The following is a 17,197-nucleotide window of genomic DNA, read 5'->3' on the forward strand; positions in this document are numbered from 1 at the left end:
CGCAGCCCGGGCCCTTTCCCCCATTCTTGCTTCTCCCTTCCCTTCCCCTTCCGCTTCCCGGCCGCGAATGGTCGAAAAGCGCGCCCGCAGCGGCGAGAGGCAGCACTTATCGACCACTCGACAGCGTCAGCGTCAGCGTCACCCCCACCAGCGCCACCCCACCAGCGTCACCCCACCAGCGCCACCCCACCAGCAGCGTCCCGCCAGGAGCCCCTACCAGCGCACCTCCGATCGCGCCGGGGCGAGCCGTCAGCCGCGAGGCTCGAGCACGGCTCGCGCGGTCGCGAGCGCGTCGAGCAGCATGAGATCGAGGCGGTTGCGCCCCGCACCCCGGTCGGCCCAGCGCCACACCGCGGAGACGAGCGCGGCCGCGTACCCGGCTCCCGCCACGCAGGCGCGCACGGCTTCGACGCCGTCGCGTTCGAGCCGAGCCGCAATCGCGGTGCCGATGCGCAGCTGGCGCGCGGCGCGGCCGGCCTCGAGTTCGGGCTCGACCCCCATCGTGCGGGCGTCGACGATGGCGAGGGCGAGCGTGTCGGGGGTGTCGCCGAGGGCGAAGACCGCGAGGGCGTCGGCGAGGGGCGGCGCGGGATCGGCGAGTGCGTCGAGCAGCGCGTCGACGCGGCGGTCGAAGCCGAACCACAGGATCTCAGATTTGCCCGCGAAGTAGTTGAAGAAGCTCGACCGACTCACCCCGGCCCTGCGGGCGATCTCGGTGATGGAGGTCGCCTCGTACCCCTGTTCGAGGAACAGCTCGCACGCCGCGTCGGCGAGCACCTCGCGGGAGGAGGCGGGCGGGCGCCCGCGCGTGGGAGAGCTCATGCCAATACCCTACTCAGCCGGCCGGCTCCCGCTTCGGCCGCGGGGCAGGACGCAGCGCGCGTCGTGCGCGTGAGACGGGACCCGGTGCATGCGGTGTGCGCTAGTATCGATTTGTTGAACCGGATCTAATAAATCCTGAGGATTCGAATCCGACCCCTCTCCAGCCCCGACCCGAGGAGCTTCACGCACCCATGTCCCGACACTCCGCCCGCCCGCTCTCGCTGATCGCGCTCGCCGCGGCCGGCGCCCTCGCCCTCAGCTCGTGCAGCGCCGACGCCGGCGACGCCGCCCCGCAGGAGGGCGGCACGCTGATCTATGCGACCGGCGACGCCGAGCCGACCTGCCTCGATCCCCACGTGGGCGGCAACTACCCGCAGGCCCTCATCTCGACCCAGTACCTCGAGCCCTTGGTAGGCCGCGACGCGAGCGGCCAGATCCAGCCGTGGCTCGCGACCGAGTGGCAGCCGAGCGACGACGGCCTCACCTGGGACTTCACGCTGCAGGAGGGCGTGACCTTCACCGACGGCACTCCGCTCGACGCCGCCGCGGTCAAGGCGAACATCGAGCACCTGCAGGATCCGGACACGCAGTCCTCCACCGGCTACCTCGCCGTGCAGAAGATCGCCGAGATCGAGGTCGTCGACGACACGCACGTGCGCTTCCACCTTTCCTCCCCCGACTCGGCCCTGCTCGAGTCGCTGAGCCAGCAGTGGACCGCGATCCAGTCGCCCGCCGGCATCGAGCGCGGCATGGAGGAGAACTGCCAGGCCCCGATCGGCACCGGCCCGTTCATCGTCGAGGGCTGGACGCCGCAGCAGCAGGTCGACCTGGTGCGCAACGACGACTACCGCACCCCCGGTCCCGAGGCCGACCACGAGGGCCCCGCGCACCTCGAGCGCATCGAGTGGCGCTTCATCCCCGATGCGGCGACCCGCAATGCGGCGCTCACCTCGGGTGAGGTGCACGTCATCGACAACCCGCTTCCCGCCGACATCGTCGCGGCCGAGAACGGTGGCGACGGCATCGAGCACATCGACGCCCCCCGTCCGGGCGCCGTCAACCGCATCGAGCTGAACTCGGGTCAGGCGCCGTTCGACGACGCCCGCGTGCGCGAGGCGTTCATCCGCGTCGCCGATCCGAACCCCGGGGTCGAGTCCCTGTTCCGGGGCGTCGCGACGCGCTCGTACTCGCCGCTCTCGAGCACCGAGCCGACCGCGGCCGGCGACGAGTCGCTGTTCGAGACCGACCCCGATGCCGCGAACGCGCTGCTCGACGAGGCGGGCTGGACCGAGAAGGGCGACGACGGGGTGCGCGTGAAGAACGGCGAGCGCCTCGACGTGCGCTTCCCGGTCAGCACCAACCAGTCGACCGCCGCCGAGCAGTCGCTCTTCGAGCAGATCCAGGCGAACGCGGCGGTCGTCGGCTTCGACGTGATCCTCGAACCGGTCGACCTCAGCAGCTGGTACGGCGCGCTCGCCGCGCACGAGTACGAGGCCGTCAGCGCCCCCTACACCAAGGTCGGCCCCGACGTGCTGCGCGTCCTGTACCACTCCGACGGCACCATCCCGGCGCCGTCGGGCTACTTCGCCAACAACGCGCAGCTCAAGGATCCCGAGCTCGACGCGATCCTCGAGCAGGCCTCGGCCACCCTCGACGAGGCGCAGCGTACGAAGCTCTACGCCGAGGCGCAGCAGCGCATTCTCGAGAGCTACACCGTGCTGCCGCTCTACGACCAGCAGAATCACTTCCTGGTGAACGGCGTCGAGGGCGTGACCACCCTCGGCACGGTGGCCACCCCCACGTTCGTCAACGCACGGATCGCCTGAGCGGCGACCGGCAGAATAGGCGTATCCGAGTGCGAGGCGTTCGCCCCGATGGGCCGACCCGCAGCGGCGTCCCGTGCCCGACCGGCGCGGGACGCCGCTCCGCGGATCGGCGCGCCGGGGGGGCGAGCCGCGCGCACCGCTTCGACCGAGGGGCAGCAGTTCACGTGAGAGCCAGAGGGATCGCGCGCGCGTTCGCGACGCGGATCGGTGCAGCCCTGCTCGTGGTCTGGTTGACCGCCACCGTCGTGTTCTTCGCGCTGCGACTCTCGGGCGACCCGCTCGAGGCGATCATGGGCGGACCGGGATCGCAGGCCGGTGCCGAGGCGACGGACCGGGCGAGAGAGGCCTACGGGCTCGACCGGCCCCTCGTCGTGCAGTACCTCGCGCAGCTGTGGAACACGGCGACGCTGCAGTTCGGCGACTCCTACTCCCGGAAACAGCCGGTGGCCGAGCTACTCGCCGCGAACCTGCCGCCCACGCTCGTGATCGCGACGCTCGCGCTGCTGCTCGCCTGGGTGCTCGTGGTGCTCGGCGCGCTCGTCGTCGCGGTCGCGGGCCGCGGCCGCGTCGGCCGCGCGATCCGTTCGGCGCTGGCCGGCCTCGAGACGGTGGCCTCGGTCGCCCCGCAGTTCTTCGTGGGAGCCGTGCTGATCCTCGTCTTCGCGAGCGGCCTCGGCCTGCTGCCCGCGACGAGCGGATCGTCGCCCACCGGCCTCGTGCTGCCCGTCGTGACGCTCGCCGTGCCGATCGCGGGCTATCTCGCGCACGTGCTGCAGGGATCCCTCGTCGAGGCCGATGACGCCCCGTTCGCCGTGACGGCCCGCTCGCGGGGGGCGTCGGAGGCGCGGGTGCTGTTCAGCCACACGCTGCGCCACGCCGCGCTGCCCGCGCTCGCGCTGTCGGGGTGGGCGTACGGCTCGCTGCTGAGCGGAGCCGTAGTGGTGGAGGCGCTCTTCGCCCGGCAGGGCATCGGGCGCATGCTGCTCGAGGCGGCGACGGTGCGCGACGTGCCGGTGGTGATCGGGGCGGTCGTGGTGATCGCACTGCTGTACGTGGCGATCATGCTGCTCTCGGATCTGCTCGAGCACCTGGTCGATCCGCGGCTGCGCCGCCGAGGGGTGATCCCCGCATGAGTGCTCGGCGATTCGGAGGACGCGAGGGCGGGGTCGTGCTCGGCCTGCGCCTCGGATGGTCGGGATGGATCAGCACGGCGATCCTGCTGCTCGCCCTCGTCGCGGTCTGCGCACCGCGATTGCTCGCCCCCGGCGACCCGCTCGCGGTGCACCCGGCCGACGGCTTCCAGCCGCCCTCGGCAGCGCACCTCTTCGGCACCGACGAGTCGGGCCGCGATCTCTTCACCCGCGTCGTGCACGGCGCCGCCGCGTCGGTGGGCATCGGCCTCGCGGCGACCGGCATCGGCATCGGCGTCGGGGCGGCGCTCGGCTTCGCCGCCGGGCTCGGCCCGCGCTGGCTCGACGGTTCGCTCGGCCGCGTCTTCGAGGTGCTGTTCGCGCTGCCCACGCTCGTGATGGCGCTGCTGTTCATCTCGGTGATGGGATCCGGCCCCACCGCGTCGATCCTCGCGATCGGCCTCGCCACGATCCCCGGCTACGCGCGCATGCTGCGCGCTCGTGTGCGCGGCATCGCGGCCAGCGGCTACGTGGAGTGGGCCCGACTCGACGAGGTGGGCCCGGCGCGGGTATTCGTGCGGCACATCGCGCCGAACTCGCTGTGGCCGCTGGCCTCGGCCGCGACGCTCGGGATCGGCCAGGCCATCGTCTGGGTGTCGGCGCTCGGCTTCCTCGGTCTCGGGGCCCTGTCTCCCTCGCCCGAGTGGGGGGCGATGCTGAACGCGGGGCGCGTGTACCTCACGACGGCCTGGTGGATGACGGTGTGCCCGGGCCTCGCGATCGTGCTGGTCGCGGGGGCGCTCACGGTGCTGGGGCGACGATTGGGGAATGCTCGTGACTAGGTCGGTTCCGACCGGGGACGGCGCGACGGCCGTGCTCGAGGTCGAGGGGCTCAGTGCGGCGCTGCGCGGCCCGCGGGCGGGTTTCGGCGCGAGCGCCCGGGGCACGCGCGATGCGGGAGGCCCGACCGGCGACCGGCCCGTGCTCGACGGCATCGATCTGCGGGTGCGCCCCGGCGAGTGCGTGGCGGTGGTCGGCGAATCGGGCGCCGGCAAATCGGTGCTCGCCCGCACCCTGCTCGGGCTGACCCAGGCGGACCCCCGCTGGACGGTGCGCGCCGACGCCTTCGAAGCGGCGGGCCGCGATGCCCGCAGGCTCACGCCCCGCCAGTGGCGCGGCCTGCGGGGGCGCTCCATGTCGCTCGTGCTGCAGGACGCGCTGCAGTCGCTCGACCCGCTGCGCACGATCGAGGCCGAGGTCGGCGAGGCCCTCGCGGCGCGCGGGATCGGCCGCAGCGAGCGGCGCGCCGCCGTGATCCGCGCGCTCGAGGGGGCCGGGCTCCCCGACGCCGCATCCCGCCTGCGGCAACGGTCGGGCGAGCTGTCGGGCGGCATGCGACAGCGGGCGCTCATCGCATCGGCGCTCGTGCACGAGCCCGAGCTGCTCGTCGCCGACGAGCCGACCACCGCGCTCGACCCCACCACGGCGACCCGCGTGCTGCGCCTCTTCGACGAGGTGAAGCGGCGGGGCACGGCGATCCTGCTCATCAGCCACGATCTCGCGAGCGTCGCCCGCGTCGCCGATCGGATCGCCGTGCTCGACCGGGGCCGCGTCGTCGAGCAGGGCGCCGCCGAGCAGATCCTGCGCCGGCCCGCCCACCCCGTCACCCGCGCGCTCGTCGACGCGATCCCGCGCGGCCCGAAGCCCCGGTCGGCGAGCCGAACCACCGCCGAAGCCCCCGGCTCCCCCGACTCCCCCGCGCTGCTCGCGCTGCACGGCGCCGCTCGCCGCTTCCCGGCTCCCGACGGCGGCACGACGGGTCTGCACGGGGTCGACCTCGTGCTGCGGCGCGGTGAGGCTGTCGGCGTGGTCGGCGAGTCCGGAGCGGGCAAGAGCACACTCGCGCGCATCCTCGTGGGCGCCGAGCAGCCGGACGCGGGGGCGGTCGAGCGCGTCGATCCCGGGTGCCGCGTGCGGCTCATCCCACAGGACCCCCTTTCCACGTTCGACCCGCGCTGGCGGGTCGGCAGGATCCTCACCGCCTCGCTGCGCGACGCCGGCCGCTCGCCCGTCGAACTGCTCGCGCAGGTCGGGCTCGGCCCCGAGTACCTGCATCGCCGACCCGCGACGCTCTCGGGCGGTCAGCGACAGCGCATCGCGATCGCGCGAGCCCTCGCCGCAGAACCCGACGTGCTCGTCTGCGACGAACCGGTGTCGGCGCTCGACGTGACCACGCAGGCCGGCATCCTGCGACTGCTGCGGGATCTGCAGGAGCGGCGCGGCGTCTCGCTCGTGTTCGTCTCGCACGATCTCGCGGCGGTGCGCACCGTGTGCGACCGCGTGCTCATCATGCGCGACGGGCGCGTGGTCGAGTCGGGTGAGACGGAGCGGGTGTTCGCGGATCCGGGCGACCCCTTCACGCGGGAGCTCATCGCGAGCGCGACCGCCGACTAGAGACCCGTGCTTCCGAGATGCGGAGCGTCGGATTGCCGGTTCATCATCTCGACGAGCAGCGGTTCAGCGCCCCGCATCTCGAAGAGGGGCGGGCGGGTGCCCGGACCCTCAGGCCGGCTCGACGCGCGAGCTGTCCCGGTAGAGCCGGATGAGGCCCTCGAGGCCGTCGTCCTCGAACCGTTCGAGCTGGCGGCGGGCCGGGCCGCCGGTGCGGCGCAGGCGCTCGACGTAGCCCCGCACGCACTCGAGGTCGTCGGTGCGGCGCAGCTCGGCTTCCACCCCCGAGACCATGCGCTCGAGGGTGTCGAAGGCGGGCTCGGAGCGCGCGGTGGTCGGGTCGATGAGGTCGGCGCCGAGGCCGTCGCGCGCCGCCATCCAGATCGCGCCGTTCACGAGCCCCGGGGTCGCGCGCGGCCGCGGCGTGCCCGCCTCGGCGTCGCTCAGGGCGCGCTCCACGAGGGCGCGCACGAGCACCGCGAAGCAGACGGCGTCCTCGGCCTCCAGCTGCGCATCGGCGATGCGCAGCTCCATCGTCGGGTAGTTCTGGGAGAGCCGAGCCAGCCAGGTCACCACCCCAGAGTCGAGCAGCACGCCGCTGTCGACGAGCTGTTCGACGGCACGGGCGTAGTCGTCGCCGCTCTCGAAGTCGGGCGGGAACCCGGCCACCGGCCACGACATGTTCATGATGTGGCGCCAGCGCGCGAAGCCCGTCGGCTCGCCGCACCAGAGCGGGGAGTTCGCGGTCATCGCGAGCAGCGCCGGCGCCCACGGCGCCAGCCGGGCGAGCACCTCGACCCCGGCGTCGGGAGACGGGATCTCGACGTGCACGTGCGTGCCGGTGACGTACTGGTAGGCCGCGGCGTTCCTCAGCTGCGCGTCGAGCTCGCGGTACCGTGACTTCGGCGTGACGGTTCCGGCCGCGTCGCCGCCGACGGGCGGCAGGCCGCTGCCTGCCAGCACGATGCCGCGATCCGCGGCCTCACGCGACAGCGCGCTGCGAAAGCCCGTGAGCGTGTCGAGCGCTTCCTCGGCGGTGCGGCACACCGGGGTGGCGGTCTCGAGCTGACTCGAGAAGAATTCGCGCTCGGCGGGGGCCACCGAGTTCGGGGCCGAGCGCACGAGCTCGGCGGCGAGGTCGGTCGGGGCGCCGTGCTCGACGTCGAGCAGCAGGTATTCTTCCTCGACCCCGAAGCTGCGGAACTCATCGGCTGCCATGTGGCCCTCCTTCGCGTTCAGCCGGCGCGGCGCGCCCCGGCTTGGAGTTCGAGCGTAGAGCGTCCGGGGCGCGGTGTCACCGGGGTTGATTTCGCAGGCGGGCAACCGATAGGCGGCCGTGACCCGAAGCCGGGCTTACTCGGAGCCGATGATGATGCCGGTGCGCAGTTCGGCGAGCAGCGCGAGCACCGCCGTGGCGGTCTCGGGATCCGGCACGCGCTCCACCGCGGCCGTCGCGCCGTCTCCCACCTTGATGCCCAGGTCGTCGTGGCCCAGCGAGGTGAACACGTCCTCGTCGGTGACGTCGTCGCCGAGGAACAGCACGGGCGCGTTCGGCAGTGCCGCGCGGATGCTGCGCAGCACCGATCCCTTGTTCGAGTCGCGCACCGAGAACTCACGCACCTGCTTGCCCTCGCGCACGTGCATCTCGGCCGCGAGCCCCAGCTCGACGGCGGCGGCCATCAGCTCGTCCGCCTGCTCGGAATCGGCCACCTGGCGCGTGTGCACCGCGATCCCGAACGGCTTGCGCTCCAGACGCACCCCCGGCTCGCCGCCCAGCACGCGCTCGAAGCGGCGCGCGATCCGCTGCAGGCGCTCGTGCTCCTCATCGGTGAGCGGGCTGCCGAGCGGCGGCGCCTCCCCGGCGCCGGCGACGGCGCCGACGTCGAGCCCCGTCAGCTCGGAGCCGTGCGAGCCCGACACGATCCAGCCCTCGCTCTGCAGTCCGGTCTCGGCGAGCCCCTCGAGCGAGCGGCCCGTCAGCACCGCGACGTAGGTGTCGGGCGCACTGCGCAGCACCTCGAGCGCTTGACGCGCCCGGGGCAGGATCCGCGCGTCCTGCGGCCGGGGCACGATGGGCGCGAGCGTGCCGTCGAAGTCGCTCGCCACGATGAGCTGCGGGAGCGCGGCGAGGCGCCGCACCCGGTCGTCGATGCTGCGCGGCACGAACGCCGTGCTGACCTGGATCGGCTCGGTGCGGTGCCCGGTCTGGCTGGGGCGCTGCGACTCGGCGGCCGCGCGAACCGCGCCCAGGTAGCCCGTCGCCCAGTGCGCCACGTCGTTGTCGTAGACGGTGCGCCGCAGCGAGCGCATCCGTCGGCGCTGCTCCTCGCGCGGCATGTGCGCGGCGCGCACGATCGCGGCTTTGAGCCCCTCGATGTCGTGGGGGTTGACGAGCAGCGCGTCGCGCAGTTCGTCGGCCGCGCCCGCGAACTCGCTCAGCACCAGCACCCCCTGCTCGTCGGCCCGGCACGCCACGTACTCCTTCGCCACGAGGTTCATGCCGTCGCGCAGCGGTGTGACGAGCAGCACGTCGGCCGCGAGGTAGAGGGCCACCATCTCGTCGCGGGTGTGTCCGCGGTGCAGGTAGACGAGCGGCGCGTGCCCGATCGAGCCGTGCTCGCCGTTGATGCGCCCCACCGTGAGCTCGACCTCGTCACGCAGCTGCCGGTAGGCGTCGACGCGTTCGCGGCTCGGGCTCGCGACCTGCACGAACACGATGTCGGCGGGGTCGATCTCACCGTCGCCGAGCAGCTCGTCGAACGCCTTGAGGCGGTGGCGGATGCCCTTCGTGTAGTCGAGCCGGTCGACGCCCAGCATGACCGTCTTGGGGTTGCCGAGCTCGGCGCGGATCTCCCGCGCGCGCTGCTGGATCTCGGGGCGGGCGGCGACCTCGGCGAAGGCTGCGGCGTCGATCGAGATCGGGAACTCCTGGGCGAGCACCGTGCGCGACGGATGGTCGGCGGTGCCGGGTACGACGATCGTATTGCCGAGGGCGGGCACCCGGGTGAAGCGCTCGGCGGTCATGCGGAAGGCGACCGCGTCGGTGACCTGCTGGAACCCGATCACGTCGGCGCCGAGCAGCCCCTCGACGACGCTCTTGCGCCACGGCAGCTGTGCGAAGAGGCGGCTCGGCGGGAACGGGATGTGCAGGAAGAACGCGATCGTGAGGTCGGGGCGCAGTTCGCGCAGCATGGCGGGCACGAGCTGCAGCTGGTAGTCGTGCACCCACACGATCGCTCCCCGCGCGGCCTGCTCGGCGACGCGCTCCGCGAACCGCTGGTTCACCCGACGGTAGCGGTCCCACCACACGCGGTGGAAGTCGGGGCGCGCGATCACGTCGTGGTAGAGCGGCCACAGCGTGCCGTTCGAGAAGCCCTCGTAGTAGAGCTCGATGTCGTCTTCGCTGAGTTCGACGGGGGCGAGGCGCATCGATCCGATCTCGAAGGGCTCGAGCTGCTCGTCGGCGGCGCCGACCCACCCGACCCAGAGGCAGCCGAGCTGCTCGACGATGGGCGCGACGGCGGTGACGAGCCCCCCGGGCGAGGTGCGCCAGGAGGTCGATCCGTCGCTCGCGACCACGCGGTCGACGGGAAGTCGATTGGAAACCATGACGAGCTCGCGACCGCCCGTCATGTCCTGCATTTCGGTCATGGCACCCCCTGCGACTCTGTGTTCGCAGTCTAACGAGCGCGGGTCACGGTTCGCTGCCCATTGCGGCTCGGGATCGCGCGATGATAGGCGCCCACGCACCCGGGAGAGGATCCGTCCTCACCCGCCGGCTCGTTTGCCCTCAGCGAACGCCTCTTAGCACTCCCACCTCGAGAGTGCTAATCTACAAGCAGGTTGAGTCGCATCGACTCAACTTTCGAACTCCGTATCGCCAGATGAGAGAAAGGTGCGAACATGGCAAGCTACAACCCCCTCCGCGACGTGGAACGCCTCGCCGACGTGCTGCTCAGCGAACCGCTCCGCGGCCCCCGGCAGATGCCGATGGATCTCTATCGCGATGGCGACCACTACCTGCTGACGGCAGACCTCCCCGGCATGGATCCCGGCTCCGTCGACATCGACGTGGACGGGCAGCTCCTCACGATCCGAGCCGAGCGCACCCTGCCCGACGCCGAGAACGTGAAGTGGATCACCCGCGAGCGCACCGCCGGCAGCTTCCTGCGCCAGCTGAGCCTGGGCCAGGGCATCGACACCGAACGCATCAGCGCCAGCTACGACAACGGGGTCCTGTGCGTCACGATCCCGGTCAGCGAGCGCGCGAAGCCGCGCAAGGTGGAGGTCATGACCGGCGGAGCCGGCGAGACGCCGCAGACCATTCAGGCCTCCGATCCCACCCCCGCGCAGCTGGAGAACAGTCCGGCCTAAGCGCGAGGCACACGAACGAGGGCTCCGCGCCCGCTCTCTTCGAGCGGACGCGGAGCCCTCGTCGTTCAGCGGCGGTCAGTCGACGGTGGTCCGAGGCTCCTGCGGCTGCTGCCATCGCTCGTCGTCGGTGACGTCGCGGGCGGCGTCCACCTCGCCCCGCCCCGTCTCCTGGGACGGCTCGCCACCGGGCTCACCGCCCGCCCCGGCCGCGGACTCGGCGTCCGATCCGGTGTTCGTCTTCTCGACGACCTCCTCGGCGCGCTCGGCGCCCTCCTCGACCGCGCGCGGCATCTGCTCGTCCATGGTGCCCTCCTCCTCATGATGCGTCGTCTCTCCAGACTGCGCCCGCGGCGCCGGGCCTTCCAGGGGTGGCGCGACCGGGCACGATCATCTAACCTGCGAGTGCGCCACCCGAGCACACGACCCCCGGTTCGCACCGGGCTTCGAGGATTCGCCTGGCGACGGCAACCGCCCGACACCCACGACCCGGGATCGGCTCGGGATCGCACGAGCCTCTGGAGGGGTCATGGTCCGCACTCGCGTGCACAATCAGTTCGTATCGCTCGACGGCTACTCGGCCGGAGAGTACGTGACGTTCGATCAGCCGATCGGAGACGCCAGCCGTCTCTTCGGGTGGTTCGACGGCCGCGTCATCGAGGGGGTGCACCGGGTGCAGGAGCCGGTCACCCTCGACCGGGCGCTGTTCAGCATGTGGGGACAGGGCATCGGCGCCGAGATCATGGGCCGCCGCAAGTTCGGCCCGCAGCAGGGGCCATGGCCGGACGACGGCTGGCGCGGCTGGTGGGGCGAGCAACCGCCCTTCAAGACGCCCTGCTTCGTACTCACCCACCACCCGCGCGAGCAGATGGTGTTCGAGAACGGCACGAGCTTCCACTTCGTCGACGACACCCCCGAAGAGGTGCTGCGCCGGGCGAAGGAGGCCGCGGACGGCCTCGACGTGCGCATCGGGGGCGGCCCGACCACCGTGCGGCAGTTCCTGCGCGCAGATCTCATCGACTTCATGCACCTGGTGATCGTGCCGATCACACTGGGGCGCGGGGTGAGCCTGTGGCACGATGTCACGGGCTTCGAGGATCGCTTCGCCCTCGAGTCGGTCAGCAGTTCGAGCGGTCTCACGCATCAGCTCTGGAACCGGAGGAGCACGGGGTCGTAACCCGGCGCCTCGGGGACCCGGCTGCGCAGGGCGCTGCTGGGCGGTCCGCCGGGGCGCCCAGCTGCAGCGCGGCCGCGCCGCCGTGCCGCAGTGCCGCTCGCTCTACGGCGTGCGTCGGCGCAGGGTCAGCGCGGCCAGACCGAGCGCGACCAGCGTCACTGCGCCGATCACGATCAGCGGCCCGCCCAGCTCCCAGCCCACGTCGCCGCGGGTCACCGCGTTTACCGCGTCGATCGCGTAGCTGAGGGGCAGCCAGTCCGAGACCGCGTGCAGCGGGTCGGGCATGCGATCTCGCGGCATCAGCAGTCCGCCGAGCAGGATCTGCGGGAAGACGAGCACCGGCATGAACTGCACCGCCTGGAACTCCGTGCGGGCGAAGGCGCTGGCGAGCAGCCCGAGCCCGGTGCCGAGCAGGGCGTCGAGCACGGCGACGAGCCCCAGCTGCCAGATCGGACCGTCGACCTCGAGCCCGCACACGACCACCGCGAAGCCGACCGTGATCACCGCCTGCACGGCGGCGGCGAGGCCGAACGCAAGCGCGTAGCCCGCGATGAAGTCGCCCTTGCCGAGGGGTGTGGTCATCAGCCGTTCGAGCGTGCCGGATCGGCGCTCCCGCAGGGTGGTCACCGACGTGATGATGAACATGAGGATGAAGGGGAACAGAGCCAGGATCGGCCCGCCGAGCTGCTCGAACGCCCCCTCCTGTTCGTCGAGCAGCCACGCGAAGAGGCCGACGAGCAGGCTCGGCATGAGCAGCAGCAGAGCGATGGATCGCGGGTCGTGACCGAGCTGCCGCAGCACGCGGCCGGCGGTGGCAAGGGTGCGGGTGAGGGTCATCGCGTACCCTCCTTCGAAGCCTCTGCGGGGTCGGCGGCCTCGTGCCTCCCGTGGTGGGACGCCGCAGCCGGAGGCCGCGCGGGCGCGCCGCCCTGCGTCGCGACGATCGCGAGGAACGCGGCCTCGGGGTCGGTCGTGCCGGTCCGCTCGAGCAGGTCGGCGGGCGAGGTGTCGGCGATGATGCGGCCCTCGCGCATCAGCAGCAGGCGGTCGCAGCGCAGCGCCTCGTCCATCACGTGACTGCTGACGAGGAGGGTGGTGCCGGTGGCCGCGAGCTCTCGGAAGAGATCCCACAGCTCGACCCGGAGCACGGGGTCGAGGCCGACGGTGGGCTCGTCCAGCACGACCACGTCGGGCGACCCGAGCAGCGCTGCGGCCAGCGACACCCGGTTGCGCTGCCCGCCGCTCAGCGCCTCGACTCGTCGCTTCGCGTGGTCGCCCAGACCGACCAGCTCGATCACGCGCTCGGTATCGCCGCCGGGTGCGCCGAGCACGCGGGCGAAGTAGCGCAGGTTCTGCTGCACGGTGAGGTCGTCGTACACCGACGCGGCCTGTGTGGCGTAGGAGACCCGGCGACGCAGCCGCTTCGATCCCGCCGGCTCGCCGAGCACGCGCAGTTCGCCCGCGACCCCGCCCTGCACCCCGACCACGGAGCGCATCAGCGTGCTCTTGCCGCAGCCCGAGGGGCCGAGCAGACCAGTGACCTGCCCGCGCGGTATCTCGAACCCAACGTCGTCGAGCACCGTGCGCCGGCCGCGCCGCACCGTCAGCCCCGCGACCTGAATCGCGGGCCGGGCATCGGTGCCGTCGTCCATGCCCTCAGGGTACTCGCCCCGACGGTCGATGCCCGCCCCGGAGGCCGACAACTGCCGCGCCCCCGGGGCGCGCCTCGCCGCCCGACCATGCTCGCAGCGCGGCCGAGCGACGCGTCTAGCGCTCGGAGAGCACCGGCACCGGACGACGGAATCCGCGGGTGGCGATCCCGAGCATCACGAGACCGAGGACCAGCCAGCCGCCCCCGATCGCGTACGCCTCGGGATGCAGCTTCGAGAAGAGGTACAGATCGACCGCGAAACCCGCGATCGGCAGCAGGCTGAGCAGAGCCGCGCGCGCCATGCTACTGCGGGCACGGAAGCTGCGCCAGATCCACACGAGGAATGCGACGTTCACGAGCGCGAACGCGAGAAATGCGCCGAAGTTGATGTACGCGGTCGCCTTCCCGATGTCGAGCAGCATCCCGAGCATGCCGATGAGCCCGATCAGCAGGATGTTGATCCACGGCACGCGGAAGACCGAGCTGAGGCGACCGAAGACCGACCTGGGCAGCACGCCGTCGCGCCCCATCACGTACAGCAGCCGGCTCGAGGTCGCCTGGATCGCGAGACCGGAACCGAAGCCCGCGATCACGCTGACCAGATTGTTCACGTTGGTGAACGCCTCACCTCCCGCGAAGATCGAGAGGGTGTAGCCCGCGGTGTCCGCGTTCTCGAACACGCCGCCGGGGTGCACGAGCTGCATGAGGAAGGAGACGCCGACGAAGATGCACCCGCCGAGCAGTACGGCGAGCACGATGCCCCGCGGAATGTCGCGTCGAGGCTGCTTGGTCTCCTCGCTCAGCGTGGAGATCGCGTCGAAGCCGAGGAAGGAGTAGGCGGCGACGGCCGCCGCCGAACTCACCGCGACGAGATTCGTCTCTTCGTTCCACATGGCGCTCGAGGCGGGCCCTCCGCCCTCACGACCGAGGAAAGAGGAGCAGCACCACGACGAGCGCGGCGACCGAGGCCATCGCCGTGATCGTGAGCACGATGTTGACGCGGTCGGCGAGCGCGATCCCGAGGAGATTGATGGTCGTCGTCGCCCCGACGTTGATGAGCAGCCACACCCACAGCGGGATCCCCGGGAACTGCGCATGCAGATAGGTGGATTGGATGAGCCAGGCCACCATGGGCAGGAACAGATAGTCGAGCAGGATCACCCACCCGGCGAAGAAGCCCACCACCCGGCCGAGAGTGCGCCCCACATAGGTGTAGGCCGATCCAGCCGTCGGATACTCGCGGGCGAGCACCGCATATGCGACCGCGGTGAGCAGCATTGCTGCGGTGGCGACGAGGTAGGCGGTCGGCGCAGCCCCGCGACTCGTCTCGGAGACGACGCCGAAGGTCGACGTGACGATGCTCGGCGACATGTAGGCGAGCCCGAAGAACACGACCCCGAGCAGTCCGAGGCGCGGGAGGAGCTTCGTGGCGGGAGCACTCGTGGTCTCCATGACGGCGCTCATGCGCGGACCTCCGTCGTGCGGGGGGCCCAGGCACTCGGGGTGATGCGCCCCGAGTAGAGAGGCAGTTCCACGGGCTCGTCTTCTCGCCTGAATTGCGCCCACGGTCGGGAGACGCCGGCGGTGCCGAATCGGCGCACGGCGTCCACCTGCTCGAAGTCGATGACCGTCGTGAGGATCTCATCCCCCGATGTACCGGACGACATGCGCACGGCGCCATCCGGGTCGACCAGGAGAGAGCGTCCGCGTCCGGTCGGCGCGGACGCGTTGACGGAGGCGATCCACACCTGGTTCATGATGGCGTTGCCGCGCACGATCGCCTGTTCCTGCTCACGATCGCTCGTGTTGGTCTGCACCAGGTTGAGGATCACGTCGGCGCCCTGCCACGCCAGCTGCCGCGTGTGTTCCGGGAACCAGATGTCGTAGCAGATCGAGAGCCCCACGTTGCCGTATCCCGGGATCTCGAAGACGGTGAAGGCCTCTCCGGGGGCGCACACCTCGGCGGGCCGCCAGGGGAAGATCTTTCGATAACTCGCCCGAACGGCGCCGTCCGGGCCGAACACCACGGCGGTGTTGTGCACTCGCCCGCCGACTCCGCGCTCGTCGAACGTGCCGGGCACCAGCCAGATGCCGAGTTCGGCCGCGATCGCGCCCAACTCGGCGAAGCGATCGTCGGTGATCGGGCGCGCCAGTTGTTCGACATCGATAGTGCCGGCAGGGGTATCGAGATGGAGTTCGGGGAACACCCAGAGTCGCATCTCGGGGTGGGCAGCCACCCCCCTTCTGAGTTGTGCCTCGAATTGCGGGAGAGAAGCTGCGGGGTGCTGCACCAGCGCAACACCGAGTGATCGGCTCATAGCCTTCCTTTCATTAATTAATGATACTTTAAATAACTAATTCGACGATGTCAACGCGACGAGACCGCACGGCTCTGAAACAATGGCTGCATGGCACGTCCCCGCAACCAAGAAGGCCGCAAACGAGAACTCGTGGCAGTCGCCACGGGGCTCCTCGTGCGACACGGGCAGGGCGGGGCGCGCTTGATCGACATCGCCGAGGCCGCAGGGGTCACGCCGGCCGCGGTGAGCTACTACTACCCCGACCTTTCAGATCTCTACGCGGACACGTACGCCAGCGCCGTGGAGCAGTACCTCGTGCGGCGCCGCGAGCGCGTGCAGAGCATCTCCGAGCCCGTCGAGCAGCTCAGCCAGTGCCTCGCACTCGGGGTGCCCCAGGAGCACTCGAGTTCGCGCGCGGCGACGGTGCTGCTGATCGAGCTCTCGGCGTTGGCGATCCGCCAGGAACGCATCGCCGCTTCGGGCCGCAGGTTCGAGGCGGAACAACTCGACCTCTTCCAGGAGATCCTCGATGCGGGATCGCGGGCGGGCGTGATGGAGCTGTCCATGAGCTCGCGAGACATCGCTCGCGCGCTTCTCGCGGTCGAGGACGGTATCGCCATTCCCGTGGTGGCAGGGCGCCTCGACCCGGCCGAGGCGCTGCGCGTCACCCTGAGAACCGCCGCATCGCTCACCGGAACCCGCGCACTCGTCGCGGGCTGACGCCGAGGGTCATCCGCACTGCCGCGTGCCACAACCGGCGAGGTCGCGGGGAACCCATCGGCGTTCATGAGGGCCATACGACGGAACCCCCGGTGAGATTCATGACCTCACCGGGGGTTCTTCGTCGGGATGACAGGATTTGAACCTGCGACCCCGTCGTGTGCCGGCCGCAAATTCCATCGAATCGCACGAGATATCACCCGCTCCGCTTTCTGGCCTCCGATCAGGCAAAATGATGCCATTATGGGCCAGTTTCGATATCAGGTGACTCGCGAGCCATCAGCGCCATCGTGTCTGAAACGTGTCTACTCGCGGGGCCGGAAGCTCGCCCTGCGCCGCCTCGTGCGGGTCTGATCCCCTGGGTCGTTCGCACGCCATCTGCGGTCACCGATCTCGGCGCGCACGGTACGCTCGCCTCATGCTGCATGCCACGATTCGTCTCGCTGAAACTCACCAGGTCACCGTCGAGGGGGAATCGCTCGGCGAGATCCAGCAGCACCTCCGGGAGCAATGCCCGGATGGGTTCGTGCTGACGCTGGCGCCCGTCTCGATGGCGAAGGCGTCGACGGCGATCACTGCGACCGGCACCTATGCACGGCGCGACGAGGTACAGGAGATCGAGGCCCCCAGCTACGCCGAGTTGCGGGCCGCGGTGCCCGCGGGGTGGCAGATGCTCAGCGTGCGTCGGGTCTGATGTCGGGGTCGCGGCTACTCTCGCCCGCATGGGAGGAATGCCGTGGAGCCCGATG

Annotated in this window: 17 protein-coding genes; 8 read left to right on the forward strand and 9 right to left on the reverse strand. The window is 71.1% G+C overall.

The genetic code is table 11. The annotated features are described in order from the left end of the window. Window positions 1–249: 249 nt before the first annotated feature. Window positions 250–822 (reverse strand): TetR/AcrR family transcriptional regulator, encoded by a 573-nt coding sequence (locus Leucomu_RS11080; RefSeq protein ID WP_128387267.1) that lies wholly within the window; start codon window positions 820–822, stop codon window positions 250–252. Between the two features lie 191 nt (window positions 823–1,013). Between Leucomu_RS11080 and Leucomu_RS11085 the strand changes: the two genes are divergently transcribed. From Leucomu_RS11085 to Leucomu_RS11100, 4 genes are all read left to right on the forward strand, one after another. Further along, window positions 1,014–2,648 (forward strand): ABC transporter substrate-binding protein, encoded by a 1,635-nt coding sequence (locus tag Leucomu_RS11085; RefSeq protein WP_128387268.1) that lies wholly within the window; start codon window positions 1,014–1,016, stop codon window positions 2,646–2,648. A 164-nt stretch (window positions 2,649–2,812) separates the two neighbouring features. Continuing rightward, complete coding sequence (locus tag Leucomu_RS11090; RefSeq protein ID WP_128387269.1) at window positions 2,813–3,781, forward strand: ABC transporter permease; 969 nt, start codon at window positions 2,813–2,815, stop codon at window positions 3,779–3,781. Next, window positions 3,778–4,620, forward strand: a complete 843-nt coding sequence (locus tag Leucomu_RS11095; RefSeq protein WP_228407079.1) for an ABC transporter permease — start codon at window positions 3,778–3,780, stop codon at window positions 4,618–4,620. The genes Leucomu_RS11090 and Leucomu_RS11095 overlap by 4 nt, the downstream gene beginning before the upstream one ends. Further along, window positions 4,607–6,232, forward strand: coding sequence for an ATP-binding cassette domain-containing protein (locus Leucomu_RS11100; RefSeq protein WP_128387270.1), 1,626 nt, complete (start codon window positions 4,607–4,609; stop codon window positions 6,230–6,232). Before Leucomu_RS11095 ends, Leucomu_RS11100 begins: the two co-directional genes overlap by 14 nt. A gap of 108 nt (window positions 6,233–6,340) precedes the next feature. Here Leucomu_RS11100 and Leucomu_RS11105 read toward each other — a convergent pair whose 3' ends face one another. Together Leucomu_RS11105 and Leucomu_RS11110 are read right to left on the reverse strand one after the other, a co-directional pair. Then, the gene (locus Leucomu_RS11105) at window positions 6,341–7,447 is read right to left on the reverse strand and encodes a carboxylate-amine ligase (protein ID WP_128387271.1); all 1,107 of its coding nucleotides are present in this window, start codon (window positions 7,445–7,447) and stop codon (window positions 6,341–6,343) included. Window positions 7,448–7,582: 135 nt separating this feature from the next. Further along, entirely contained in the window at window positions 7,583–9,880 is a 2,298-nt protein-coding gene (locus tag Leucomu_RS11110) for a bifunctional alpha,alpha-trehalose-phosphate synthase (UDP-forming)/trehalose-phosphatase (RefSeq protein ID WP_194294551.1), read from the reverse strand. Between the two features lie 252 nt (window positions 9,881–10,132). Between Leucomu_RS11110 and Leucomu_RS11115 the strand changes: the two genes are divergently transcribed. Then, entirely contained in the window at window positions 10,133–10,603 is a 471-nt protein-coding gene (locus Leucomu_RS11115) for an Hsp20/alpha crystallin family protein (protein ID WP_017883052.1), read from the forward strand. 75 nt (window positions 10,604–10,678) lie between these two features. On the opposite strand, the gene Leucomu_RS11120 is transcribed toward Leucomu_RS11115, so the two are convergent. Then, window positions 10,679–10,906, reverse strand: coding sequence for a hypothetical protein (locus Leucomu_RS11120; RefSeq protein WP_017883051.1), 228 nt, complete (start codon window positions 10,904–10,906; stop codon window positions 10,679–10,681). Between the two features lie 223 nt (window positions 10,907–11,129). On the opposite strand from Leucomu_RS11120, the gene Leucomu_RS11125 reads away from it, so the two are divergent. Further along, window positions 11,130–11,777 carry a dihydrofolate reductase family protein gene (locus Leucomu_RS11125; RefSeq protein WP_128387272.1) on the forward strand — a complete coding sequence of 216 codons (648 nt, stop codon included), beginning with the start codon at window positions 11,130–11,132 and terminating at the stop codon, window positions 11,775–11,777. 102 nt (window positions 11,778–11,879) lie between these two features. Here Leucomu_RS11125 and Leucomu_RS11130 read toward each other — a convergent pair whose 3' ends face one another. The 5 genes from Leucomu_RS11130 to Leucomu_RS11145 all read right to left on the reverse strand — a co-directional run bounded on the left by Leucomu_RS11130 (window position 11,880) and on the right by Leucomu_RS11145 (window position 15,746). After that, window positions 11,880–12,614, reverse strand: a complete 735-nt coding sequence (locus Leucomu_RS11130) for an ABC transporter permease (RefSeq protein ID WP_128387273.1) — start codon at window positions 12,612–12,614, stop codon at window positions 11,880–11,882. Then, complete coding sequence (locus Leucomu_RS11135) at window positions 12,611–13,429, reverse strand: ABC transporter ATP-binding protein (protein ID WP_128387274.1); 819 nt, start codon at window positions 13,427–13,429, stop codon at window positions 12,611–12,613. The genes Leucomu_RS11130 and Leucomu_RS11135 overlap by 4 nt, the downstream gene beginning before the upstream one ends. 115 nt (window positions 13,430–13,544) lie before the next feature. Continuing rightward, the gene (locus Leucomu_RS15755; RefSeq protein WP_267128417.1) at window positions 13,545–14,321 is read right to left on the reverse strand and encodes an APC family permease; all 777 of its coding nucleotides are present in this window, start codon (window positions 14,319–14,321) and stop codon (window positions 13,545–13,547) included. Between the two features lie 25 nt (window positions 14,322–14,346). Then, a complete protein-coding gene (locus Leucomu_RS15760; protein WP_267128418.1) occupies window positions 14,347–14,892 on the reverse strand; it encodes an APC family permease in 546 nt (181 codons plus the stop codon). After that, window positions 14,889–15,746: a carbon-nitrogen hydrolase family protein gene (locus Leucomu_RS11145; RefSeq protein WP_128387275.1), complete on the reverse strand. Its 858-nt coding sequence runs from the start codon at window positions 15,744–15,746 to the stop codon at window positions 14,889–14,891. Before Leucomu_RS11145 ends, Leucomu_RS15760 begins: the two co-directional genes overlap by 4 nt. Before the next feature lie 90 nt (window positions 15,747–15,836). Between Leucomu_RS11145 and Leucomu_RS11150 the strand changes: the two genes are divergently transcribed. Next, window positions 15,837–16,448: a TetR/AcrR family transcriptional regulator gene (locus Leucomu_RS11150; protein ID WP_228407080.1), complete on the forward strand. Its 612-nt coding sequence runs from the start codon at window positions 15,837–15,839 to the stop codon at window positions 16,446–16,448. Window positions 16,449–16,866: 418 nt separating this feature from the next. Further along, window positions 16,867–17,142 (forward strand): hypothetical protein, encoded by a 276-nt coding sequence (locus Leucomu_RS11155; RefSeq protein ID WP_128387276.1) that lies wholly within the window; start codon window positions 16,867–16,869, stop codon window positions 17,140–17,142. The last annotated feature ends 55 nt before the right edge of the window (window positions 17,143–17,197 follow it).

The organism is Leucobacter muris (assembly GCF_004028235.1).
GTDB classification, from domain to species: domain Bacteria; phylum Actinomycetota; class Actinomycetes; order Actinomycetales; family Microbacteriaceae; genus Leucobacter; species Leucobacter muris.

What these genes read in the sequence shown, in the direction of transcription:
- Leucomu_RS11145 (WP_128387275.1), bottom strand. Translation starts at nt 15,746, where the DNA reads ATGAGCCGATCACTCGGTGTTGCGCTGGTGCAGCACCCCGCAGCTTCT.
- Leucomu_RS11100 (WP_128387270.1), top strand. Translation starts at nt 4,607, where the DNA reads ATGCTCGTGACTAGGTCGGTTCCGACCGGGGACGGCGCGACGGCCGTG.
- Leucomu_RS11150 (WP_228407080.1), top strand. Translation starts at nt 15,837, where the DNA reads ATGGCACGTCCCCGCAACCAAGAAGGCCGCAAACGAGAACTCGTGGCA.
- Leucomu_RS11135 (WP_128387274.1), bottom strand. Translation starts at nt 13,429, where the DNA reads ATGGACGACGGCACCGATGCCCGGCCCGCGATTCAGGTCGCGGGGCTG.
- Leucomu_RS11085 (WP_128387268.1), top strand. Translation starts at nt 1,014, where the DNA reads ATGTCCCGACACTCCGCCCGCCCGCTCTCGCTGATCGCGCTCGCCGCG.
- Leucomu_RS11120 (WP_017883051.1), bottom strand. Translation starts at nt 10,906, where the DNA reads ATGGACGAGCAGATGCCGCGCGCGGTCGAGGAGGGCGCCGAGCGCGCC.
- Leucomu_RS11155 (WP_128387276.1), top strand. Translation starts at nt 16,867, where the DNA reads ATGCTGCATGCCACGATTCGTCTCGCTGAAACTCACCAGGTCACCGTC.
- Leucomu_RS11095 (WP_228407079.1), top strand. Translation starts at nt 3,778, where the DNA reads ATGAGTGCTCGGCGATTCGGAGGACGCGAGGGCGGGGTCGTGCTCGGC.
- Leucomu_RS15755 (WP_267128417.1), bottom strand. Translation starts at nt 14,321, where the DNA reads ATGTGGAACGAAGAGACGAATCTCGTCGCGGTGAGTTCGGCGGCGGCC.
- Leucomu_RS11130 (WP_128387273.1), bottom strand. Translation starts at nt 12,614, where the DNA reads ATGACCCTCACCCGCACCCTTGCCACCGCCGGCCGCGTGCTGCGGCAG.
- Leucomu_RS11110 (WP_194294551.1), bottom strand. Translation starts at nt 9,880, where the DNA reads ATGACCGAAATGCAGGACATGACGGGCGGTCGCGAGCTCGTCATGGTT.
- Leucomu_RS11125 (WP_128387272.1), top strand. Translation starts at nt 11,130, where the DNA reads ATGGTCCGCACTCGCGTGCACAATCAGTTCGTATCGCTCGACGGCTAC.
- Leucomu_RS15760 (WP_267128418.1), bottom strand. Translation starts at nt 14,892, where the DNA reads ATGAGCGCCGTCATGGAGACCACGAGTGCTCCCGCCACGAAGCTCCTC.
- Leucomu_RS11080 (WP_128387267.1), bottom strand. Translation starts at nt 822, where the DNA reads ATGAGCTCTCCCACGCGCGGGCGCCCGCCCGCCTCCTCCCGCGAGGTG.
- Leucomu_RS11115 (WP_017883052.1), top strand. Translation starts at nt 10,133, where the DNA reads ATGGCAAGCTACAACCCCCTCCGCGACGTGGAACGCCTCGCCGACGTG.
- Leucomu_RS11105 (WP_128387271.1), bottom strand. Translation starts at nt 7,447, where the DNA reads ATGGCAGCCGATGAGTTCCGCAGCTTCGGGGTCGAGGAAGAATACCTG.